Source organism: Amycolatopsis sp. CB00013, from assembly GCF_001905755.1.
GTDB classification, from domain to species: Bacteria; Actinomycetota; Actinomycetes; order Mycobacteriales; family Pseudonocardiaceae; genus Amycolatopsis; species Amycolatopsis japonica.
On the sequence record NZ_LIWC01000001.1, the window covers coordinates 2,017,030 to 2,040,619 of the forward strand.

Sequence of the window (23,590 nt, forward strand, 5' to 3'; positions counted from 1 at the left end):
CGTCAGACGGCTACCGGGAAAGGAGGAGCGCGATCACCCAGCGCGAGGCGGTTCGCCGTGCGCGAGGCGGGAGTGGCTTCGTCGTGGAGTTCGCTGAGGCGGAGCAGCGTCGTGGACGCGGGCCCGTGCGGGACGGTGCCGAAGAGAGGCAGATCACCGTGACCGTGCACACCCAGGAGCGCGGGTTCGGCGGCGAGCCTGCCCGCGGCGCGCACCGGCGCGACGGCCTTGGATACCGAGGAATCGACCGTCGCGTTCGCCCCGCGCGACTCGTCCGCCGAAGCGGAACCGCCCGAGTGGAGCGCGAAGAACAGGCCGAGCGCGGTCAGTACGGCGGCGAGCAGCACCGGCACGGCCTGCTTGGCCGTCCTTCGGCTCGCCACCATCATCGACACACTCCCGGGGTTCTCGCCGACACCCTACTGGGATCCGGCCGCCCGCCACAGGCGCGTGATCCCGGCGCGGACGCGGTCCTCCCCCAGTTCCGGCAGCAACGCGGTCAGATGTTCGGCCGCCAGCGGGGCCAGCAGGGCATGCGCGGCGTGCTCGGGGTCGGGGGTGCCGTCGAGCAGGATCGCGACGTGCCGGTGCCAGAACCGGTACGCCCCGATGCGGTAGCGCGCGCCCGGCGCGGCGGTCTCCGACATCCGCACCAGCGGCAGATGTTCGAGCACGTAGTCGACGTACGCGTCGGCGAAGGCCACGAGCCGGTCGGCCGACGGAGCACCCGGGCCCAGCGGGGGCGGCCCGTGCAGGATTCCTTCCTGGAGCAGGCGTTCCCGCGCGTCCAGCAGCGCGACGGCCAGCCCGGCCTTGTCACCGAAGCGGCGGAAGAGCGTTCCCTTGCCCACCCCCGCGGCCGCCGCCACCTGATCCATCGACACCGCTTCGACCCCGTGTTCGGCGAACAGCGACGCCGCCGCGTCCAGGATCGCGGCCCGGTTGCGGGCGGCGTCGGCGCGCTCCTTGGGCGGCGGCGTGCGCAGAAGATCCAACGAGGTTGCAAAAGCGGACTGCGGTCCGTTATGGTCGTGAGGCACATGCGGACTATAGTCCGATTAACTGGAGGTAGCGACATGACCGCACTCATCACCCGTGACGAGCTGAAGGCCGCGATCGAAGCGAAGACCGTGACGGTGGTCGACGCACTGGGTGGCGAGTACTACGCCAAGCAGCATCTGCCCGGCGCCGTTCCCCTCGTCCTCGCCGACGTCGACGCGCGCGCCGCGACCGTGCTGCCCGATCGCGGCGCCGCCATCGTCACCTACTGCTCGAACCCCGCCTGCCCCAACAGCGGCCAGGTCGCCGACCGGCTCACCGCGCTGGGCTACACCGACGTCCGCAAGTACCGGGAAGGCATCGAGGACTGGGCCGGCGCGGGCCTGCCCCTCGAGTCTCAGGTCTGAGCGGGGACGCGCTCCCGCAGGATCGGGACCCCCTCGCCGTCGAGATCGGCGAGGTAGGCCGTCCGTCCGGTCATGGCCATGATCAGGGCCAGTGTCGTGCCCGAGATAAGCGGCCCGGACCCGACGGCGAAGGGGCCATCGGTGGCTTGCAACCGCAGCCCGCCGATGCGCCCCTTCGCCGTCACCACCAGGTCCGAGCCCCCGTAGTACCCGGCCAGTTCGGTGAGGACGGGGATCGGGTAGTCGCGGCGAAGGCCGAGCGGGCGGCGGATGTCCTCGGCGTGCACGATCGCCTCACCCAGCATCGCGATCTTCGGCAACGGCGGTTTCGTCGTGCTGGTGACCACGCCGCGGAAGCGCTCCAGAGTCTCGGCGCCGTCGGCGCCCATCTGCTCGGCGAGCCGCATGGCGACCTGCTTGTCGAAGTCCCATCGGCAGCGGATCACCCCGATCATCCACCTCAACGGTGTGAGGCTCGCCCCTGAGGTGACATGCGCGAGCACCTCGCGCACCGTCAGCCCGGTACACAGCGACGGCGTCTCCCACTGCTCCTCCGTGAGCTCCGCGAGGTCGTCCGCCAGTGCCGCCCGCTCGGCGTGGACCAGCGGCCAGAGCTCGGTCTTCGTTCCCGTATCCGTCATCCGGAACCCTCCAGTCGTCGTTCGTCGAAGGTGAGACTCCCGGCGCGACCCGGAATCATCGGTACGTTGGAGACGATTTTCCCGAGTGGACGAAAGAAGAGGACTGATGATCCAGCGGTGGAACCCGGAGACCGTCGCGGCGCCGATCGGCCCGTACAGCCATCTGGTCCGCGTGCCCGCCGATCACGAACTCGTGGTCGTGTCCGGTCAGATCGGCGTGCTGCCCGACGGCGAACTCGCCGGGCCCGACGCCGAGTCCCAGACCCGCGCGTTGCTCGTCAACCTCGAGCGGCTGCTCGAAGCCGCGGGTGCCGGACCTGAGCACCTGGTCAAGGTGTTCAGCATGCTGTCCGGCACCGAACACCTCGCCGGGTTCCGCACGGCGTTGCGCGAGACCTTCACCCGCTGGTACCCCGAAGCGGACTGGCCCGCCCAGTCGCTGATCGTCGTGGCGGCACTGGCCCGTCCCGAGCTCGTAGTCGAGGTGGAAGCCCTGATCGCGGTGCCGCGCGCCGTTTAGCAGTGGCTCGGCCCCGGTCCGTGAAGGCCTCCTTGAGGGACTCTGGGTCCCTCAAGGAGGCCTTCACGGCCTCGACCTAGGACTCCCGGCGCCTCCGTCCGGCGAGGAGCAGCAGCGCGCCGATGGCCAGCATCCCGAACGCCAGCACCGTCATCGTCTTCACCGGTGAGCCGGTCACGGCGAGACCGGGCGGACGCGGGGTGGTCGGCGGCTGCGGGTTCGGCTTCTCCGGCGGCTGCGGGTTCGGCGGTGTCGGCGGCACCGGGGTGTCCGTGCCGCAGTCGGGGTTCGCCGAGCCCGGCGGGCAGTTGCCGCCGGGTGTGTCCGACGTGACGACGTTGCGGAGGCGGTGGTCACCGGTCGCCGGCTTCCGCACGGTGACCGCGTAGGTGACGGTGGCCTTCTCCCCCGGCTTCAGCTCGCCCTTCCAGGTGAGCTTCGGCGCGGAGTAGGTGACCGTGCCCATGCTCGCCTTCGCGGTGCCGTCGAAGGTCGCGTCGTCCAGCACCTGGCTCAGGTCGTCGGTGAACGTCGCGTCGTCCACCACGGCCTGCCCGGTGTTCTCCACCGTGACGGTGTACGTGACGACCTCGCCCGGCTTCGCCTCCGTCTTGTCGACCGTCTTCTTGATCTTCAAGCTGGACAGCGGCGTCGTCGTGCCGCACTTCGGATCCTTGCTGCCCGGCGGGCAGTTGCCGCCCGGGGTGTCGGACGTGATCACGTTGGTGAGCTTGCCGTCGCCGTCGGTCTTGGTGACCTTGACGCTGTACGTGACCGTCGCCGTCTGCCCGATCTCCAGGTCGCCGGTCCAGGTCAGCTTCGGCTCCTCGTAGGTCACCGAACCGATCGTCGCCGCACCGTCCTTCTGGAACACGGCGTCGTCGAGGACCTCGGTGAGGTCGTCGGTGAACGTCGCACCGGTCAGCTTCGTCTTGCCCGTGTTGCGCACGGTCACCGTGTACTTCACGACGTCGCCCGGATTCGCCGTGGCCTTGTCCGCCTTCTTCTCCAGCGAGATCCCGGGCACCGGGGTGACGGTCGAACACGCCGGATCGTCGGACTGCGGCGGGCACGTGCCCGGCGTGTTGGTGCTGACGGTGTTCCGCAGTTCGTGATCGCCCGTCACCGGGTTCTTCACCTTCACCGAGTACTTCAGCGTTGTCGTCGCTCCGACCGGCAGATCGCCCACCCACACCAGGTTCGGCGCGGCGAAGGAGAACGTGCCGCCGACCGGGGCCGCCGTGGCGTCGTCGGAGTAGTCGGCGTCGTCGAGCACCTCGGACAGGTCGTCCGTGACCCGTGCGGCGTCCTCTCCGACCAGGGGCACCTTGCCGGTGTTGGTGACGGTCACGGTGTAGGTGACGACGTCACCCGGGTTCGCGGTCTGCTTGTCCGAGGTCTTCTTGACCGTCAGCTCGCGCGACGGCACGTCCGCGACACAGTTCGGGTCGGTCGAATCCGGCGGGCAGTTGTTGCCCGGCGTGTCCGAGGTGACCACATTGGACAGTTTCTTGTCACCGGGGTTCGGGTTCTTGATCTTGACCGTATAGGTGATGACCGACGCCTGCCCGATGCCCAGCGAACCGGTCCACGTCAGCTTCGGCGCCGCATAGGTGACGCCACCGATCGTCGCCGCACCGTCGTTCTGGTAGTCGGCGTCGTCCAGGACCTCGGTCATGTCGTCGGTGAAGGTGGCGTCGATCTGTTCGGTCTGCCCGGTGTTGGTGACGGTGATCGTGTACTTCACCGTGTCGCCGGGGTCGACCGACTTCTTGTCGGCGGTCTTCTTGATGAGCAGCCCGGAGACCGGCGTCGTCGTGCCGCAGTCCGGATCGGTCGAACCCGGCGGGCAGTTCCCGCCCGGAGTCTCCGAGGTGACCACATTGGACAGCTTCTTGTCACCGTCGCCCGGGTTCTTCACCTGGACCGAGTACGTCACCGTGGCCGTCGCGCCGATTTCGAGGTCACCGGTCCACGTCAGCTTCGGCGCCGCGTACGTGACACCACCGATCGACGCCGCGCCATCGTTCCGGTAGACGGCGTCGTCGAGCACCTGGGTCAGGTCGTCGGTGAAGGTGGCACCGGAGATCTTCGTCTGGCCGGTGTTCCGCACCGTGACCGTGTACTTCACGACGTCACCGGGATTCGCGGACTGCTTGTCGACCGCCTTCTTGATCTCCAGGCCCGAAACCGGGGTCTCCGTGCCACAGTCCGGATCGGTCGAACCCGGCGGGCAGTTCCCGCCCGGGGTCTCCGACGTCACGACGTTCTTGAGCCGATTGTCGCCGGTGTTCGGGTTCTTCACCTTGACGGTGTAAGTCACCGTGGAGGTCTCGCCGACGCCGAGATCACCGGTCCAGGTCAGCTTCGGCGCCGCATACGTGACGCCGCCGATGGTCGCCGCACCATCGTTCTGGTAGTCGGCATCGTCGAGAACCTGCGTGAGATCGTCGGTGAACGTCGCACCGGAGATCTTCGTCTGGCCGGTGTTCGTGACGGTCACCGTGTACTTCACGACGTCGCCGGGGTTCGCGGACTTCTTGTCGACCGACTTCTCGATCTTCAAGCCGGAAACCGGTGTCGTGGTGCCACACTTCGGATCCGTGGACCCCGGCGGACAGTTGCCGCCCGGCGTCTCCGAGGTGACCGTGTTGATGAGCTTCTTGTCGCCTGGGGCGGGATTCTTGACCTTCACCGTGTACGTGACCGTCGACGTGGCGCCGATCTCCAGATCGCCGGTCCAGGTCAGCTTCGGCGCCGCATACGTGACACCACCGATGGTCGCCGCACCATCGTTCTGGTAATCGGCGTCATCGAGAACCTGCGTCAGATCGTCAGTGAACGTCGCGCCCGAGATCTTGGTCTGCCCGGTGTTCCGCACCGTCACGGTGTACTTCACGACATCGCCCGGATTCGCGGACTGCTTGTCCACGGACTTCTCGATCTTCAGACCGGAAACCGGTGTCGTGGTGCCACACTTCGGATCCGTGGACCCCGGCGGGCAGTTCCCGCCCGGCGTCTCCGACGAGACCGCGTTCTTCAGCAGGTTGTCGCCCGTGTTGGGATTCTTCACCTTGACCGAGTAGGTCACCGTCGAGGTGGCACCGATTTCCAGATCGCCGGTCCACGTCAGCTTCGGCGCCGCATACGTGACACCACCGATGGTCGCCGCACCGTCATTCTGGTAATCGGCGTCATCGAGAACCTGCGTCAGATCATCGGTGAACGTCGCACCAGAGATCTTGGTCTGCCCCGTGTTCCGCACCGTCACCGTGTACTTCACGACATCGCCCGGATTCGCCGACTGCTTGTCGACAGACTTCTCGATCGTCAGCCCTGACACCGGCGTGGTGGTCCCGCACTTCGGATCGGTGGAGCCCGGCGGGCAGTTACCACCCGGGGTCTCCGAAGTGACCACATTGGACAGTTTCCTGTCACCGGGGTTCGGGTTCTTGACCTTCACCGTGTACGTGACCGTCGACGTGGCGCCGACCTCCAGATCCCCGGTCCAGGTCAGCTTCGGCGCCGCATACGTGACACCACCGATCGTCGCCGCACCATCGTTTTGATAGTCCGCGTCGTCCAGCACCTGCGTGAGATCGTCGGTGAACGTCGCACCGGAAATCTTCGTCTGGCCGGTGTTCCGCACCGTCACCGTGTACTTCACGACATCGCCCGGATTCGCGGACTGCTTGTCCACGGACTTCTCGATCAGAAGCCCCGAAACCGGCGTCGTCGTCCCGCACTTCGGATCCGTCGAACCCGGCGGACAGTTCCCACCCGGCGTCTCCGACGACACCGCGTTCTTCAGCACGTCATCGCCCGGGTTGGGATTCTTCACCTTGACCGTGTACGTCACCGTGGACGTCTCGCCGACGCCGAGATCACCGGTCCACGTCAGCTTCGGCGCCGCATACGTGACACCGCCGATCGTCGCCGCACCATCATTCTGGTAATCGGCGTCGTCGAGCACCTGCGTCAGGTCATCGGTGAACGTCGCACCAGAGATCTTGGTCTGCCCCGTGTTCCGCACGGTGACCGTGTACTTCACCACGTCACCCGGGTTCGCCGACTGCTTGTCGACAGACTTCTCGATCAACAGCCCCGACACCGGCGTCGTCGTCCCGCACTTCGGATCCGTCGAACCCGGCGGACAGTTCCCACCCGGCGTCTCCGACGTCACCACGTTCTTGAGCCGGTTGTCACCGGTGTTCGGGTTCTTCACCTTGACCGAGTAGGTGAACTCCGCGCTCTGCCCCGCGGCGAGCGTGCCGGTCCAGGTCAGCTTCGGTTCCGCATAGGACACCGAGCCGGGCGACGCGGTGGCGTCGTTCTGATAGACCGCGTCGTCCAGCACCCCGGTCAGATCGTCCACGACCTTGAGATCCGCCGCGGTCACCTTGCCGGTGTTGGCGACGACGACCTTGTAGCGCACGGTGTCGCCGGGGGCGGCGGACTCCTTGTCCGCGGTCTTCGTCACCGTGTACGACGGCGACGGCACCTTGGTCTTCGCGCACGCGGCCGCGGGATCGTCCGGGCAGCGGTTGTCCGGCGGGACCACCGGCGGCGGTCCGGTCGGGACGTTCGCGCGGTTCACCAGTTCCTCGCCGATGGCGGCTTCCTCGACCTTCACGCGCACGGTCAGCGTGGCGGTCTCCCCGACCGCGAGACCGTTCACGGCCCAGTCGATCGGCCCGCTCCCGGACGCGGTGCCCTTCGAGGGAGTGGACGACACGTAGGTCGTCCCCGGCGGCAGCGTGTCGCGCACCGTGAGCGCGGGCACGGGGATCACGCCGGTGTTCCGCAGCGTCACCTGGTAGGTCAGGGTGTCGCCGGGGATCGCCTCGGCGAGGTCGACGGTCTTCGTCAGCTGGTACCCGGGCGACGCGACCGTGTTCCGCACCGTGTTCGACGTGCGTTCCTGCGGCCGTCCGGTGTCCTCGCCGCGGAAGGTGAGCTTGCCGGTGTTGTCGAGTTTGGTGCCGTCCGGCACGTCGAGCCCGACCTTGACCTTGAAGGCGACCTTCTGTGACTGCCCCGGCCTCAGATTCCGGAGAGTGCACGTGACCACCTGCCCGGCGGCCGAACAGTCCGGATTGGACCCGGCCACGAACGTGACGCCGTCGGGCAGGGTGTCGGTGAGCACGACGTTCGTCGCGGTGTCGAGGTCGGTGGTGGAGCCGTCGGCGTGCCGGTTGGCGACGTCGAAGGTGTAGGTGACCTCGCCGCCCTTGGTGACGTAACCAGGTGGATTGTCGTCGGTGTTGCCGACCGGGTCGTTGGCCTTGGTGATCTGCAGATCCGGTTCGAGGGCGTCGGTGACGAGCCAGATGGTCTGCGGGTACAGCGCGTCGCCGACGGTGCCGATCTTGACCTGGAGCGCGGTGGTCCCCGCGGGGACCTTGCCGGTGATGTCGATGCTGCGGGCGTCGTACCCGACGTTGTTCACCGGATTGGGATTCCGCGACGTGACGTTCGTGCCCGAACCGGTGGCCGTGACCCGGTCGATGCGGCTGCTGAAGGCGTTGTTGGTCGCCACGCCACCGGGCGCGGGCATCGCGATCGTCTGCAGACTGGCGGCGTCCGGGCCGACCTGGAGGTAGTCGCCGGTGATGGGCGCGTCGCCGTCACCCGCGACGATACCGAGTTCGACGTTGGGCTGACGCGAGGTCGGGGCCTTGATACCGCTCAGCGCGATGGTCGCCGAACTCGGCGTGCTGCCGCCCGCGACCACCTGCATCCCGTCCCAGACCTGCAGGTACCGCAGCGGCTCGCTGGGCAGTTCGTAGGCGACCACCAGCGACCAGCCACCCCAGCAGCCGAGGTTCGTCCGGCTGATCGACTGGCCCTGGCAGGCCTGGATGTCGGCGACCGTGTACTCCCCGGTGCCGGCGTTCGTGACGAGGGACGTGACGTCGGCCGCGCCGCCGTAGGCGTACAGCGTCGGGGACCCGCCCGTGGTGGTCGCGGGGAACCAGTCGTAGGTTTCGGCGGTGATCCGCTGATACGCGCCGGAGCCCGGGGTCTTGATGGAGACCTGATTGCCCCGGCTGCCGTCACCGGAGGTCCCGCTGCTGGCGACCGGATTGAACTGCCAGTACAGCCGGGCGTTGAGCACCTTCGCGCCGGCGGGCACGTTCAGATTCGCCGCGGACGCGGTGTTGCCGGGCGCGGCCGGGTCGGTCTTGATCCACGACACCGGGCTCGCGTTGCTCGCGGACTCGTTGCAGACGACGCCGACACCGCACTGCACGACGGAGTTGGCCGCCATCGTGATGCCGCCGTGCGCCAGCCCGGAATACACCGGCTCCGGCCCGATCGGCCGCTCGGTACCCGCCCCGCGCGGCTGGACCTGTGCGTTCGCGGGCAGCGGGGCGCCCATCAGCAGGGCCACGACGACCACCGTGAGCAGTGCTACGCCCCGGCGCCACCGATTTTGCCCACGCCGTTCCGCCATGCCGCCTCCGCCTCACCCCTCGCTCCCGTCGGCCCAGGTCAGGACGGCGGGGACAGCGAGCCCAAGTGATGGTCATCCTGGGTCGGCAAGATCGTCGTCGGCAAGCGGGAGCAGCGGTGTCTCCTGGATAAAACCCATTGAGTGGCCCCGAAACCCCCGGACGGGTGATGAAACACCGTCCACAACGGACAAAGGCGAGGGTGGCGTTTCGGCGTGAAATCCGGCATCGTCGAACGCGTGATCGAAATTCCTTATCGTGGCTCCGGCCCCTATTGCTATACCCATTCCCTCGCGATGCTGCTCGGCGCGGAAGCTCCCGGCCCCGACGTGCTCGAAACCGTGACCGGCAGCCCCTTCGGCATGCAGTTGGTCGACGGAACGCTGCCGTTTTTCGACGCCTTCGGCTGGGATCCCGATCTCGGCATCGGCGAGGCGCTCGACGCCCTCGGCTGGAGCGCGGAAACGACGAGCGAACCGGATCCGGACGTAGCGTTCGCCCGGCTCGTCGAAAGCCTTTCCGACGGACCGGTCCTGATGGGCCCGGTCGAAATGGGGCACCTGCGCCATCAGCCGGGAATGACCGGCCCGATCGGCGCCGACCATTTCCTGGTCGCGCTCGCCGCGGACGACGAGTCCGTCACCGCCCACGACCCGCAGGGATATCCGTACGCGCGGATCCCGCGGGCGGATTTCGCCGCCGCCTGGCTCGCCGAAACCGTCGCCTACGGCAAACCGCACACGATGCGGACGCGTTTCGTACGGCACACCGTCGTCTCGGAGGAAGCCGCGATCGTCGCGGCCCTCCCCCGCGCGATCAGGCGGCTCAGCGGTGAAACGGACACCGGACTCCCACCCGGCACGGTGGGCAACGGCGACGCCGCCCTCGCGCTCGCCGCCCGGATCGAAGGAGGACCCGACCCGGAACTGCGTGGGCTGCTCGTCAATTTCGTGGTGCGCCTCGGCGCCCGGCGGACGAACGACGCCGCGACCTGCCTGCGCCGGGTCGGCCACGAAGCCGCGGCCGCCGTCCTCACCACCCAGGCGCGGCTGATCGGCTCCCTGCAGTACGACCTCGTCGTCGAGGACGACGCACGGGCCGCCGCGATCCTCCGGACGCTCGCCCCGACCTACGAAGACCTGCGTCGGGCGCTCACGTCAGCCTGAGGATCTCGCGGACGAAGACGACCTTGAGCAGGCCCAGCCGCGCGAGCGCGGCGCCCGGCGATCCGCTTCGAACACGACCGTCGGCCCGGTGAAGCCCTCGCCTTGGTGTGGGTCATCCCGCGGTGATCCTCCAGCCGGTGGCGTCGAGCTGCCGTCGCCAGAACTCGGCGAAACGTCCTTGCGCCGCAAGGAGTTCGTCGACCGTGCCGGATTCCGCGATCCGGCCGTCCTCGAGGAAGAGCACCCGGTCGGCGTGCCGGATCCCGGCGATCCGATGGGTGACGATCACCCGTGTCCTCGGCACGGGGTCGGCGCTGAGCGAGCGGACCACGGCGTCCTCGTTCTCGGTGTCCAGCGCGCTGGTCGCCTCGTCGACGAGCAGCACGGGCGCGGGTTTGAGCAACGCGCGGGCGATGGACACCCGCTGCCGCTCGCCGCCGGAGAGAGCGGTGCCCGCCTCGCCGACGGCCGTGTGTTCCAGCAGCTCGTCGACCCTGGCGAGCCCGACGACCTCGGCGACCCGCTCATCGCTCGCCGTGGGATCCCCGGCGAGCACGTTGTCCCGCACCGATCCCTCGAAGAGATACGGCTGCTGGAAGACGAAGGTGACGAGGTCCCGGCGGAATTCCGCGACATCCGTGCCGTCGGCGAGCACGCGACCGCTCGTGGGCCGGTGCAGACCCGCGAGCAGCGCGAGCACGGTGCTCTTGCCCGAGCCGGACGGCCCGACGATCGCGGTCGTCGTCCCCGGTTCCAGGGTGACGTCGAAGTCCTCCAGCACGTTCTCGGTGTCCGGCGAGTAGCGGAAACCGACCTTCTCGAACCGGATCTGCGGTGCATCGGCCGGTGCGGTGGATTCCCCCGCCGGGACCACGGGCGCGGTGAGGACGGTGCGGATGCGGCCGAGCGTGGTGGTGGCGGTCTCGATACCGGGTGCGAGATCCCCGAGCGCGGTGAACGGTTCGAGGTACCGGGCGATCACGACGATCAGCGCGACGGCCTCGGGCACGCTCAGCTCGCCTCGTGTGGCGAGCAGGACGGTCGTCCCCGCGAGCAGGACCAGCGCCAGTTGACCGGCGACGCCGAAGAGCACCTGCCCCGGGATCTGCAGGCGGAGCAACCGGACGGTCGCGCCGTGGTGCGCGGTGAGCGCGGCGCCGGCGTGACTGCGCGCGGGTTCGACTCGACGGGCGGCCCGCAACGTCTGCTGGGTGCGGGCGAACTCGACGATCCGTTCGGTCAGCGTGGTGTTCGCCTCCGCCGTCGCCCGATCGGCGCGGCGGGTGATCCGGCCGGTCGCCCACAGCGCGCCCAGCAGGACCGGGACCCCGGCCAGCGCGGCGACACCGAGCGGCCAGGAGATCGGCAGGAGGGCCAGCGCGATCGCGATCGGCAGGAGGACCGCGCCGATGAGCGGGGTGAGCAGGTAGCCGACCAGGCCGACGAGGTCGGGGCCGGTGGCGGCGATGGCCTGCCGGGCGGTCTGGATGTGTTCACCGTCCAACCAGGACAGCCGGACGTCCGTCAGCCGCTCAGCGACGTCGTGCTGGGCGTGGTCCAGCACCCCGAAGCCGAGCTCGAAGCCGAGCCGCCCCACGACGGCGTCGATCGCCCAGCCCGCCGCGGTGACGGCCGCGAGCGCGCCGAGCCAGGGCAGCGCGTCCGAAGGCTCCGCGCCGAACAAGGCACCCACCAACGGCACCAGCAGGACGACACCGGCGGCACGCAGGAGCACCGAAAGCACGGCGAGCACGACATAACGCCGGAAGGCCGAGCGTTTCGTCCCGGGGATCAGGCCCAGCAACGTGCGGATCACGCGGTCACCCCCGCACCGGCACCGGCCCGCCACAAGCGGGCGTAGCGCCCATCCGAGGCGAGAAGTGCTTCGTGGGTACCGCTTTCCGCGATCCGCCCGCGGTCGAGGACGACGATGCGGTCGGCGCCGGTGATCGTGTGCAGGCGATGCGCGATGACCAGGACGGTGCGGCCCGCGGTGAGCCGGTCGAGTGCTTGCTGAACGAGATACTCCGACTCGGGATCGGCGAAAGCGGTCGCCTCGTCGAGGACGAGGACAGGGGCGTCGGCGAGGATCGCGCGGGCGATGGCCACCCGTTGGCGTTCTCCGCCGGACAGCTGGGAACCGGCGCCGAGGACGGTGTCGTATCCCTGGGGCAGCCGGAGGATCCGCTCGTGGATCTGCGCGTCCCGGGCCGCGGCGACGACCTGCTCTTCGGTGGCGTCCGGAACGGCGAGGGCGATGTTCTCCCGTACGGTCCCCTGGACGAGTTGCGGATCCTGGAGCACGAATCCGACGCGGCCGTAGAGTTCGTCGGCGGCGAACGCGCGGACGTCCCGGCCGCCGACCCGGATCGCTCCCTCGGTGACGTCGTGGAACCGCGCGACGAGGGCGGCGAGCGTCGACTTCCCCGCTCCCGACGGGCCGACCAGCGCGGTCACCGTGCCGGGACGCAAGGTCAGGGAAACGTTCTCCAGCACGGGAACGCCGGAGCGGTAGGCGAAGCCCACCCGGTCCAGTTCCACGGTGCCCGGCTCGACGGCGTCGCGGGCTGCCAGCTCCACTGTGGACAGTTCCGGTTCGTCGAGCACGACCTGGATCCGGCGTGCGGCCAGCATTCCCTCGCGAACGCCGCCGAGCCCGTAACCGATGCCCAGCAGCCGCGCGCCGAAAGTGGTGCCCAGCACCAGGAACGGGATCAGCGTCACCGGCTCCATCCCGCCGCCCACCACCATCGGCGTGCCGATGCCGGTGATCAGGAGCAGGAAGGTGGCGGGCCGGGTGGCGAAGTCCAGCATGGTCTTCTTGCCGGTGAACGGGCGCTGCCAGTCGCCGAGGAAACCGAGGTACTCGTCGAGCCGTCGCCGGAACGACGAAGCCGCGGCGCCGCCGAACACGCGGATCACCGGCTGCCCTTCCAGATACGCGCCCGCCTCGCCGGCCATCCGCTCGGCCCAGCGCATCGCCTGGCCGGTCTTGGGTCCCGATTGGACGACCATGATCGACGTGGTGACGAGGTAGACGAGAATCGGGACGAGCAGGACGAGGGCGAGCCGCCAGTCCACCGCGAACAGGTACGCCAGCACGGCGACCGGCGCGACGACGGCCGCCACCGCGTCGGGGACGGCGTGCGTGACCAGGTAGTGGAGTGAGAGCGTGTCGCCCTGCACGAGTTTCGCGACCGTGCCCGAACCCCGCGCGGTGAACCAGCCCAGCGGCAAGCGCGCGAGTTTACTCAGCAGGCGTCGACGCAGGTCGCGGGCGAACCGCGCGTCGGCCGCGTGCAGCCAGAGAACGACCGCGGACTCCAAGAGGGTGCCGACGCCGAGCAGGACCAGCGCCGAGACACCGAGCGCCCACAACGATTCGCCGTTCGTGAGCAGCCGCCGGACCAGTTCCACCAGCAGGACGAAGGGAGCGAGGCCGATCAGCGTCACGACGGCCTGCAGGATCCCGGCGAAGATCAGCGTCCGCCGCACCGGCGCGAGCAGCCGTCCGGCCGCCTGTGCCCGCCATGCCCCCTTCGGCGCCGCTGCGACGGGCTTCGGGACTTGGGCGGCCGGTTCTTCCTTCTCTCCGCGGAAAGCACCCATGGCCCGGCCGTAGTACCAATACGCGCGGCCGTGCACCTCGGACTTGGGGAAGCCGAACGCCTCACGCAAGCGCGTCTTCAGGTGTTTGAACGAACCGGCTTCCGTCGCGATCCACGCCTGCCAGTCCGACCAGTCGCGCGTCTCGATCGCCGCGGCCAGCGACGTCGCGTCCAGGCGCGGCACCCAGTGCACGGTCAGCCGCGGGTGTCCGCCCAGCGGAATCAGCCTGTCGGTCTCGTCGTGCTCTTCGAGGTACAGCTCGATCGGGAGGTCGGCCGGGATCACCTCGAGGATCGCGTTGATCGCCGGGATCGAGGCGGAGTCACCGATCAGCAGGTACCCGGCGGGAGGGTCAGCGGGGACCGAGAAGGACGAGGAACCCAGTGACATTACCGGAACCTTCGCGCCCGGTCCGGCGTCACGCAGCCAACGCGACGCCGGACCGGCGGGCTCGTGCAGGACGACGTCGATCGCGAACGTGCCGGCTTCCGGGTCGGCCTCGGTGAGCGTGTACGCGCGCTGGAACTCCGTCGTGCCGCCTTCCGGATCCGGGAACCAGAACCGGAGCCAGGCCGCCGGCTCCACGACGACGTCCTCGAACAGCGTCGGCGAAACGAACCGCACCCGCACGAATTTCGGCGTGATCTCTTCCGTCTCGACGACGGTCGCTTCGTGGTCTCTGGCCCCGAAACCGCGCATCACCGCGCCCTGGAATCCGCGCGCCATCACAACCCCTCCCCCGTGGCGGCCAGATCGGCCACCATCTCGGCGACCGGCCTGCCCGGCGGGCAGGACCCGGCCAGCCCGCGGATCGACGCGGTCAACAGCAGCCGCACGTATTCGGGCCGCGGCACCTGCGGCAACGCGGCGGACGGTTCGGCGAGCCGGTCGTCACGGGACAGTCGGTCGCGGACCGCCTCCCGCTCGCGGTCCAGCCCGTCGCCGTCGGCCTCCTCGGCGGCCGCGCTGTTCTCCTCGGACGCGGTCATCGCGATGGTCATCGACGCGACCGCGCCGCTGAGCACGATCGCCGCGCCGGCCTCGTAACCCCGGCGGACGAGGGCGTCGACCTCGATGTTCAGCAAGCGCTGACCGCCGTCTCCGCGCGGGAACAGCAGTTGCAGATAACCGGCGAGGCCCGGGTGCTCCAGCATGAAGGCCCGCATCTGCAGCGCGAAGGACAACAGGTGTCGTTCGAGGTCGTGCCGCGGATCGTCCCGGAGCCGCAGCTCGGCCAGGATGCTCTCGCCGACCAGCCGCTCCAGACCCCACCGGCTCTCGACGTGGCGATAGAGGGCGGTCGCGGTCACCCCCAGCCGGACCGCGACCGCCTTGACGCTGAGCCCGCGCATCCCGAGCTCGCGACCGGCCCGCACGATGTCGTCCACCGCGACCATGGCCGGGCGGCCACCGACGTTCGGCATGTCGCCCCCTCCGGGAAAGTTATAGGGGGAAACTAAGGGTGGGCTTACCTAATGTCAAGGATGGCTTCACGTGGGGGGCAGTGGGCAGTGGGTGGTTCGGCGGATGCTCGGGCTCGGCGACGCGGTGTCGCCGAATTTCGGCGAGACCGGGACTGCGTCGACCAAGGCCCCGAATGTGGCATTGGGGACACTCGACGGCCCCAATGCCACATTGGGCGCACTGAGCCGCGGCTTGCCCAGCCCGGTGGGGATCCGTTATGCGCGTCCGGTGCGGTGTCGCCGAATTTCGGCAAGATCAGGCCTGCGGGCCAGCGATCTACTCACGGCCCGGGTTCCCAATGTCGCATCAGAGACACTCAGCGACCCAAATGCGACATTGGAAACCCTAAAGCCGAGACCGCCGCGGGCGCACAGCACAGCAGGGCAGCGGCGATCACCTGCCGCATCCAGCGCGACCTCGCCGAAATCCGGCAACAACAGGCCCGCGACCAGCGACCTACCCACAACCCGGGTCCCCAAAGTCGCATCAGAGACACTCAGCGACCCAAACGCGACATTGGGAACCCCCGCGAGCCGAGGCCGCAAAGCCACCAAGCGCTCAGCGCAACAAAGCGGCAGCGATCGCCTTACCCCGAACAGCCGCATCCGGCGCGTTCTCGCGCACCGCGGTCACGATCGCGCCATCCACGATCAAAACGAGCTGCGCGGCAAGTTCCCCCACCTCAGCCCGCCCCGCGTCGGCGAGCAGACCGGCCAGGTACTCGGTCAGCGCCGCCTTGTGCTCGGCCGCGACGGCGTGCACGGGGCTCGCCGGATCCGCCGTCTCCACCATGGTGTTGATGAAGGCGCAGCCGCGGAAGTCCTTGCGGGAGAAGCGTTCGAAGAGGGCGTCGAAGACCGCCAGGATCCGGTCCTCCGGAGCGAGACGGTAGCCGTCGACAGTGCTGGAGAGCCAGTGCCGCCAGGTGCGGTCCCGCTCCCGCAGCACCGCTTCGACCAGCGCGTCCTTGCTCGGGAAATGCCGATAGAGCGACGCCTTGCCGACGCCGGACTCCTCCAGGATGCGATCGATGCCGACCGCGCGGATGCCTTCGGCGTAGAACAGCTCTTCGGCCGTGCTCAGCAGCCGCTCGCGCGCTCGGGTTCCCACGGGCAAAACAGTACCACTCTGTACCGAATTGGTTGACCGCATACGGTACAGATCTGTACCGTCCAACTTGGAACAGACCTGTACCGTTTGGAGAGATCGTGCCCCGCATCCCCCAGCTCACCGAGCATCCGTTGCTGACCGAAGTCCGCACCCAGCTCGGCCGGGTGCCCAACCTCTATGCCGCGATGGCCAACGGCCCGGCGGCGCTGAGCGGCTACCTCACCTTGCGCGACGCCCTCACGCGCGGCGAACTGACCGCGCGCGAGCGCGAGTTGCTCGCGCTGTTCACCGCACAGCGCAACGAATGCGGCTACTGCCTCGCCGCGCACACCTTCCGCGGCGAGAAGATGCGCATCCCCGCCGACGAACTGGACAAGGCCCGCGAGGCGGAAAGCCCCGACCCGCACACCCGTGCGGTGCTCCGGCTGGCGGACGCCGTCATGGCCCACCGCGGCCGCGTCCCCGACGAGCGGCTGGCCGAGGCCCGCGCGGACGGCGTCACCGACGCGCAGGTCGCCGAGGTGGTCGCGCATATCGCGCTCAACGTGCTGTCCAACTACTTCAACCACGTGGCCGAACCCGACCTCGACTTCCCCGCGGTGTCCCGGTGAGACACGCGTCGCCGATCCTGCTGACCGCGGCGGGTGCGGGCGGGGTGGCCGCCGCGGGAATGGGCTCCGGCGTCGGGCCGGCGGCGTCGGCACCGCTCGCCGCCAGTCTCGCCCTGGTGCTGGCCAATCCGGCCCTCCCGTCCGCCCGGCCGGTCGCGGTCTTCGGCGGCCACGCGCTCGCCGTGGTGGCCGGGGTCCTCGCCGCGTTCGCGCTGCCGCCCGGTCCGGTGGCCGTCGCGGTCGCGGCGGCCGCCGGATTCGGCGCCATGCTGCTCTTCCGGGTGGTGCATCCGCCCGCCGTCGCCTCCGGCTGCCTGATGGTCCTGCAGCCGTGGCCCACCGGCGTGTTCCTGATCGGTGCGGCGGCCACACTGGCCGTCGCGTTGCTCCTGCACACCAGGTTCAGCCGCGACATCGGCGGGGCCGCCGAAAGCGACCCCGCCGATGGTTCCCTCCCCGCCCCTGCCGGCGAGTCTCAGTGACTTCAGAACGTAACGGTGAACCCGTCGATGCTGCCGGCGTCGAACCGGTAGACGTCCTGAGCGCTCAGCTTCCAGGTGCCGTTGGCCGTTTCACCGGAGGCGTCGACGGTGAAGGTCTGGTGGACACCCTCGGCCGAGCCGACACCGCCCGAGTTCTTGAGGCGGTAGGCCTTGCCGCTCGGCCCGATCAGGTCGAGCACGAGGTCGGCGCTGTAGGTGTGCGAAACGTCCACCTTGACCGACAACGACGCGGAAGCCTTGCCGTCACAGCCTTCCTGGGTCACGGAACTGGTCACGGCCGCCCCGGCGTCCGGAATGGACACCGGTGTAGTGTTCGATTTCGCCCCGCAGTTCGGGCCGGGGCCGCCGCTGCCGATGAACGACACGTTCAGCAGCTTGTTCGGCGAACCGCTGCCCGCGTTCTTGATGACACCCGCGGTCGCGCCGTTCACCAGTGCGTCCCGCACCTGTTGCGGCGTGGCTCCCGGGTTGGCCGACAGGTAGAGCGCGGCCGCGCCGACGACGTGCGGCGTCGCCATCGAGGTCCCGTTCATCACCGCGGACCCGCCGCTGCTCGGGCTCAGCGACGTGATGTTCGAGCCGGGCGCGAAGATGTCGGTGCAGCTTCCGTAGTTGGAGAACGAAGACCGGTTGTCGGCGGAGTCCGAGGCGTTGACCGTGATCGCCTCGGGCACCCGTGCCGGGCTCGTGTTGCACGCGTCGGTGGAGGCGTTGCCCGCCGCCACCCCGTACACGACGCCCGACGCGATCGACCCCTTCACCGCGTCGTCCCCGACACCGGGGGCGTCCATGGTCAGGCTCATGTTCGCCACGGCGGGCTTCTTCGCGTTGGCCGTCACCCAGTCGACGGCGTCGATGATGCCCGAGTCCGGTCCGGAGTTGTTGCAGCCCAGCACCTTCAGCCCGACGATCTTGACCTTCTTCGCGACACCGTAGGTCTTGCTGCCGATCGTGCCCGCGGTGTGGCTGCCGTGCCCATGGCAGTCCGAGCCGTCTCCGCCCATGAAGTCCTTGCCGAGGCTGGCGCGGCCTTCGTACTCCGGGTTCGACGGGTTGATACCGCTGTCGAGGTCGTACGCGGTGACGCCCGAGCCCTCGTTCGGGTAGTTGTAGGCCTTGTCGAGCGGAAGGCTCTTCTGGTCGACCCGGTCCAGCCCCCAGGTCGGGTTCTGCTGAGTGCCGGTTCCGCGGGCGGTGCCGTCTTCGTACACCGCCTTGACCGACGGGTCCGCGGCCAGTTTGCGTGCCTCGGCCGCGGTCATGCTCTTGGCCGAGAACCCGCGGAGAGCCGCCGTCCAGACCGAACGGACCTCCCCGCCGTATCGTTTCGCGAGATCGGCGGACGCCGTCTGTCCGGCAGCCGCGACGTCGTGGAGGACGACGATGTACTGGTCCCCGTAGTGCTCCTTGGCCGGGATCACCGTGCCTTCGGCTTCGGCGGCGACGGCCGATCCGGCGCCGAGTGCGAGCAGCGGGCTCAGCAGCCCGAGCGCCAGTAGCGTTTTCGTCTTGTCACGCATGGGAAATCACCTCTGTTTCGGCGAAGGTCACTGGACGGTGAGGGTGTACGTGGTGGTCGCGGTCTTGCCGCCGCTGTCCTTCGCGGTCACCGTGACCGGGTACGTGCCGGCGCTGTACGGCGCGAAGACCTGCATGGTCGAACTGCCGCCGCTCGAAACGCTCTGCGGCCAGAACATGGGGCTGAGCGGCAGCCCGGCACCACTGGCGGAGAACGTGATCGAACCGGTGCCGCCGGTCGCGGTGACGGTGGCGCTCACGAGCGTGCCCACGCGGCCGGACCCGGAGGACGGGTTCACGGTCACCTTCAAATCACCGGCGGGAGGTTCGCCCGCGCCGACGGTGAGCGAAAGCCCCGCGGTGGCCGTGTCGGTGGTCCCCTTCCCGGAAATCGTGACCTGATAGGCCTTTTCCGGAGTTCCGGCGGCGGTCTCGATGGTCAGCTTGGCGACCTCGCCCGCCTTGATCGTCGCGGGCTGGAAGGTGGCCTTGGCACCCTCGGGCAGCCCGGACGCGGAGAGCGTGATGTCCTCGGCGCCGTTCTTGCCCGGTTTGCTCGTGACGCTCGCCGACACGTACTTGCCCGGCAGGACCTTCACCGACGACGGCGAAGCCGCGAGCGTGAAGGCGTCACCGGGCTGCTCGCCGCCGATCTGTTCGGCGACCCAGTCACCCATGTCGTTGTTGAGCCTGCTGTAGACGCTGTACCAGCGGAAATCGCTACGGCTCCAGGAAGCGAGGCCGGTGACCTTCCCGTTGACGACGAACGGGCCACCGCTGTCCCCGGGGAGGATGGTCTTGCGGCCGTCCGAGTAGCCCGCGCAGATCATCGTCTTCGGATCGACGCCGTTCTCCACGCCGGTGCACTGGCTCGCGTTCACGATCGGCAGGGTCAGCTTGTGCAGCGTGACGTCCTGGGTGGAGTCGTTGATGTCCTTCTTGCCGTAGCCGAGGCTGAACCCGTCCTTGCCGGGTGTCTCCAGACCGGTGTCGGCGGACGTGGCGACCTTCGCGTAGCCGCCGGGCGGCACCGGGATGTCACCGTCGACGGTGATCACCGCGACGTCATAGCCGTACCAGGGCTGGGTGAATTTGGGATGTGTCTTGTAGTCGACGGCCTTCAGCTGGGTACCGCCCGCGCTCTTCAGGTCGTCGAGTCCATAAAGGACACTCTTCTCGCCTGCCAGCTCCTTGCAGTGGGCCGCGACGAGGACCTTCCGCGGCGCGATGACGGAACCGGAACAGCTCTGGCCCTTCGGCCGCGAACCGCCTTCCCGCAGGGCGGCGATGACATACGGGTAGTCCTTGACCGACGCGGGCGAGCCGCCGATGCTCTGGCCGTGGACGCCTCCCGTCGGCATGGGCGCGGCGTCGGTCGGGGAGATTGCGCGAAGGGTGCCGGCCGGTTCCGCGCCGGCGAGACCCGCCGCCGGTGCCAGCGCGGCCAGGGTCAGGGCGACCACGCCTAAGATCCGTTTTCTGCTCACGGTGCTTCCTTTCCGGGAAATCGCGAACTGCCCGACAACCATCGATCGACGGCGGAAGCGGAACAATAGTGGAATACGGACCGCGCCCCACTATTTAAAGAAAACGCCTCTCACCAGCGGTTTCTCACGTGATACCCAGCGAATCGACGAATACGTGCCCTTAGGGAATGTCGCTGAGCAGATCAGCGGTCAGGACGGTACGCGAAGGCAATCCCAATTTGCGCAGTGCTCGTCCCACGTGGATCTCGACCGTCCTCGGCGAAAGGAACAGCCGCTCCCCGATCTCCCGGTTCGTCAGGTTCTGGGCGGCGAGCCGGGCGACTTCGAGCTCCCTCGGGGACAACGCTTCGCCGTAACCCTTGCGCCCGCGCCGGGGCATCTCCGGATCGCAGCGCCGCAGCGAACGTCGGCAGCGCAGCGCGTCCACGGCGGCGCCGAGGCTCGCGTACGTCGTCTCCGCGGTGGTGAAGGAAGCGACGGCACGCTCCCGCACCCCGGCTTCGGAGAAACATCCGGCGGCGAGTTCGTCGGCGTAGGCGGCGAAATACGGGAGTGGCAAGGCACTGTAGGCCTGCGCGGCGCCCAGTAGCAGTTCACCGGCGGCCAGTGTCTCGCCACGCGCTTGCGTGAGCATGCCCCGGCACAACAACGCCGACGCGTTGGCGACCGGCGCGTCCTTGCCGTCGATGCCCTGCCGGTACTCCGCGAGCAGCTCTCGCGCCTCGACGTGCTGTCCCAGCCCGAGCATGGTGCGCACGGCGAACGGCATCAGCTCGGCCGCCCAGACCCAGTTGTTCTTGCGGCGCACGGTTTCCAGGCCGAATTCGGCCAGGCGCCGGGCGGCCTGCAGATCCTTGCCCGCCTGATGGACGGCCACCCTCCCCGCGTACGCCGAAGCCTGCACCGGGACACTGCCCGCGGACAGCGCGAACGCCGCGTCGAAACTGCGCAGGGCCGCCGTCGGCCGGTGCTGCCCGTACTCGTACCAGCCGAGCACCAGCAGCGGCTCGGCCGCCAGCGAACCGTCCTTGTCGACCCGCGTCAGCATCGCGCGCGCCTTCTCCGCGACGCTCGCCCACTCCCCCATCGCCAGATCCAACCGCAGCTCCGTGCCGTCGGCGAGCGCGTCGAGATAGGGCTGATGGTCGTCGCGGATCAGCCGCCGCGCGGTCGCGAGGTAGGCCCGCGCGACCGGATAGTGCCCGTTCCACGCCACCGCGTCGGCCAGGTTGATGTAGGTGCGGGCCACTTGACGGCAGACCTCGGCCGACTCCGGGGCCCGCGGCAGATCCGCGATGTCCTGCCAGGCTTCGGGATCGGCGACCTGCATCCGTGCCGAAAGCCGGTTGGCGGCGATCGCGGCGAGCAGCCCGGCGTCGTGTTCCCCCTTGCTGACCTGCTCGGCCTCGTCGAGCCAGCGGAGGTTCTCTTCGACCGGGACGGTCCCGATATGCGGCAGCGCCAAGGTGACCAGCCCCCTGGCAAGCAGCGCCTGGCGTCTGCCGAGGTCGGCCGCGCCCAGTTCGATTTCGAGCCTGCCCGCTTCGACCTTGCCCACCTGGTTGATCAGCACCTGTCCGAGGTGGACCCGGATCTCACCCCGCGCGGCCTTGCTCAGCGGCCATTCGCGCAGGATCTCCCGCAGCAGCCGCACCGTGCCGGCGTGCGCGATACTGCGCGGCAGTTCCCTGCCGAGCCGGACGGCGAACGATTCGCGGGCGGTGCGCGGCAGATCCGTGTCCCGCAGGGCCGCTTCGAGCAGACGGCTCGCTTCCTCGGTCCGGCCGTCTTCGATGGCGTTGTCGACCGCGACGCCGGTCCACTGTGTCCACGCGGCGATGTCGCCCGCCAGCCGCGCGTGACGGGCGATGAGCGACGCGAAGGGTTCGGCGTCCGCGGAGAGCCGGGCCGCGGCACGTCCGTGCATCGCGCAGCGCTGAGGCCCGGGGAGCAGCGCGTAGACGGCTTCGGCGATCAGCGGGCTCCCCGAGACATAGCGGCCTCGGCCGAGATCCCGCAGCAGTCCCGTTTCCACCGCTTCGGTGACCGCGCCCTCGATCTCCGCGCACGCCGCGACCGCGCCCAGATCCGGCTCCCCGGCGGGCGATCCCAGCACCGCGGCCGCGCGGACGACATCCCGAGCGGCGGGCCCGATCGCCGCCATCAGCCCGGAAACCCGGCTCCGCACGATCGGCGGCACGGTCGCCGACGCGAGCCTGTCCACCGAAAGCGCTTCGGCCGTGTCTCCGACACTCTGGACCAACGCCGTCAAGTCGACGGCGATCCCGGACGTCCGCCGGTGCGCCGCTTCGGCGAAATCCGGTGCGCAGCGGCCGAAAGAGGCGTCCAGCACCGTCCGCACCTGGACGGCGGTGAACGCCGCGAGCGAGAGATGCGCGGCGGTCTCACGCAACGGCGGGAATCGCCGCGGCCCGCACGTCCCCGCGCTGACCACCACGCTCAGCGCCGCCGCCGGGGAAGCCGCGAGCCCGCGCAGGAACTCCCACGTGTCGTCGTCCGCGCAGTGGACGTCGTCGAGTACCAGTACCGCCGGACCGCAGCCCGTCAACACCTCCCGCACGGCCCGGAACTCCTGCTGCCGGACGGTCTCCGCGTCCGCGTTCTCCGGGAACGCCGGCAGCCACGGCGACCATTCGGGAACGAGCCGCCGCAGGACACCGGTCACCGGGGAGAAGCCCGCCGCGTGGGCGGCGGCCACGGCGCTCTTCCCGAGCAACGCGTCGACCAACGGCGCCAGACGGCAAGGCCGGGAGAACGAACCGCAGCGGGCGGACCACATCACGCGTGAGGCGAGTGCAGGATGGGCGGCCAGTTCTTCGAGCAGCCGGCTCCGGCCCACCCCCGGTTCGCCCTCGACGACGGCGACCGACGGCGGGCGTGAGGCGACGCGCACCAGTTCGGCCAATTCGGCGTCGCGGGCCACGAACACCGGTGCCGTACCGATCGTCGGCATGCTCGGGACCATACCGAGAGGACACCCGCCGAAAGGCGGGAACACGAACAGTGACCACGAGCCGCGCGCTTTCCGCTGGTCCACACCACCGGAGTCACGACTCCACCGCACTGTTAACTCGATCGG

General features: G+C 69.3%; 16 protein-coding genes. 5 read left to right on the plus strand and 11 right to left on the minus strand.

From position 1 onward, the window contains the following. Positions 1 to 2: 2 nt before the first annotated feature. Positions 3 to 389, minus strand: coding sequence for a hypothetical protein (locus AMK34_RS09000; RefSeq protein ID WP_241832723.1), 387 nt, complete (start codon positions 387 to 389; stop codon positions 3 to 5). A 30-nt stretch (positions 390 to 419) separates the two neighbouring features. Next, the gene (locus AMK34_RS09005) at positions 420 to 995 is read right to left on the minus strand and encodes a TetR/AcrR family transcriptional regulator (RefSeq protein WP_038511870.1); all 576 of its coding nucleotides are present in this window, start codon (positions 993 to 995) and stop codon (positions 420 to 422) included. Between the two features lie 81 nt (positions 996 to 1,076). On the opposite strand from AMK34_RS09005, the gene AMK34_RS09010 reads away from it, so the two are divergent. Next, positions 1,077 to 1,406, plus strand: a complete 330-nt coding sequence (locus AMK34_RS09010; protein WP_073844252.1) for a rhodanese-like domain-containing protein — start codon at positions 1,077 to 1,079, stop codon at positions 1,404 to 1,406. On the opposite strand, the gene AMK34_RS09015 is transcribed toward AMK34_RS09010, so the two are convergent. Beyond that, positions 1,397 to 2,047 (minus strand): maleylpyruvate isomerase family mycothiol-dependent enzyme, encoded by a 651-nt coding sequence (locus AMK34_RS09015; protein ID WP_073844255.1) that lies wholly within the window; start codon positions 2,045 to 2,047, stop codon positions 1,397 to 1,399. The genes AMK34_RS09010 and AMK34_RS09015 overlap by 10 nt on opposite strands. Positions 2,048 to 2,153: 106 nt before the next feature. On the opposite strand from AMK34_RS09015, the gene AMK34_RS09020 reads away from it, so the two are divergent. Beyond that, entirely contained in the window at positions 2,154 to 2,567 is a 414-nt protein-coding gene (locus tag AMK34_RS09020; protein WP_038511862.1) for a RidA family protein, read from the plus strand. A gap of 76 nt (positions 2,568 to 2,643) precedes the next feature. On the opposite strand, the gene AMK34_RS09025 is transcribed toward AMK34_RS09020, so the two are convergent. Next, positions 2,644 to 9,024, minus strand: a complete 6,381-nt coding sequence (locus AMK34_RS09025; RefSeq protein ID WP_073844257.1) for a DUF7927 domain-containing protein — start codon at positions 9,022 to 9,024, stop codon at positions 2,644 to 2,646. Between the two features lie 213 nt (positions 9,025 to 9,237). On the opposite strand from AMK34_RS09025, the gene AMK34_RS09030 reads away from it, so the two are divergent. Further along, positions 9,238 to 10,188, plus strand: a complete 951-nt coding sequence (locus tag AMK34_RS09030; protein WP_241832724.1) for a hypothetical protein — start codon at positions 9,238 to 9,240, stop codon at positions 10,186 to 10,188. A gap of 112 nt (positions 10,189 to 10,300) precedes the next feature. On the opposite strand, the gene AMK34_RS09035 is transcribed toward AMK34_RS09030, so the two are convergent. From AMK34_RS09035 to AMK34_RS09050, 4 genes are all read right to left on the minus strand, one after another. Continuing rightward, the gene (locus tag AMK34_RS09035) at positions 10,301 to 12,004 is read right to left on the minus strand and encodes an ABC transporter ATP-binding protein (RefSeq protein ID WP_073844710.1); all 1,704 of its coding nucleotides are present in this window, start codon (positions 12,002 to 12,004) and stop codon (positions 10,301 to 10,303) included. Next, a complete protein-coding gene (locus AMK34_RS09040) occupies positions 12,001 to 14,523 on the minus strand; it encodes an ABC transporter ATP-binding protein/permease (RefSeq protein ID WP_073844258.1) in 2,523 nt (840 codons plus the stop codon). Before AMK34_RS09040 ends, AMK34_RS09035 begins: the two co-directional genes overlap by 4 nt. After that, on the minus strand, positions 14,523 to 15,221 hold the full coding sequence (locus AMK34_RS09045) for a TetR/AcrR family transcriptional regulator (RefSeq protein WP_073844260.1): 699 nt from the start codon (positions 15,219 to 15,221) through the stop codon (positions 14,523 to 14,525). The genes AMK34_RS09040 and AMK34_RS09045 overlap by 1 nt, the downstream gene beginning before the upstream one ends. Positions 15,222 to 15,819: 598 nt before the next feature. Further along, entirely contained in the window at positions 15,820 to 16,371 is a 552-nt protein-coding gene (locus AMK34_RS09050) for a TetR/AcrR family transcriptional regulator (RefSeq protein ID WP_073844263.1), read from the minus strand. Between the two features lie 98 nt (positions 16,372 to 16,469). Between AMK34_RS09050 and AMK34_RS09055 the strand changes: the two genes are divergently transcribed. Together AMK34_RS09055 and AMK34_RS09060 are read left to right on the plus strand one after the other, a co-directional pair. Further along, a complete protein-coding gene (locus AMK34_RS09055; RefSeq protein WP_073844265.1) occupies positions 16,470 to 16,982 on the plus strand; it encodes a carboxymuconolactone decarboxylase family protein in 513 nt (170 codons plus the stop codon). Beyond that, positions 16,979 to 17,464: an HPP family protein gene (locus tag AMK34_RS09060; RefSeq protein ID WP_073844267.1), complete on the plus strand. Its 486-nt coding sequence runs from the start codon at positions 16,979 to 16,981 to the stop codon at positions 17,462 to 17,464. The genes AMK34_RS09055 and AMK34_RS09060 overlap by 4 nt, the downstream gene beginning before the upstream one ends. A gap of 2 nt (positions 17,465 to 17,466) precedes the next feature. On the opposite strand, the gene AMK34_RS09065 is transcribed toward AMK34_RS09060, so the two are convergent. The 3 genes from AMK34_RS09065 to AMK34_RS09075 all read right to left on the minus strand — a co-directional run bounded on the left by AMK34_RS09065 (position 17,467) and on the right by AMK34_RS09075 (position 23,464). Further along, complete coding sequence (locus AMK34_RS09065; protein ID WP_073844269.1) at positions 17,467 to 19,005, minus strand: S8 family serine peptidase; 1,539 nt, start codon at positions 19,003 to 19,005, stop codon at positions 17,467 to 17,469. Positions 19,006 to 19,032: 27 nt separating this feature from the next. Continuing rightward, positions 19,033 to 20,490 (minus strand): S1 family serine peptidase, encoded by a 1,458-nt coding sequence (locus AMK34_RS09070; RefSeq protein ID WP_073844712.1) that lies wholly within the window; start codon positions 20,488 to 20,490, stop codon positions 19,033 to 19,035. 160 nt (positions 20,491 to 20,650) lie between these two features. After that, the gene (locus tag AMK34_RS09075; protein WP_241832725.1) at positions 20,651 to 23,464 is read right to left on the minus strand and encodes a LuxR C-terminal-related transcriptional regulator; all 2,814 of its coding nucleotides are present in this window, start codon (positions 23,462 to 23,464) and stop codon (positions 20,651 to 20,653) included. Positions 23,465 to 23,590: the final 126 nt, after the last annotated feature.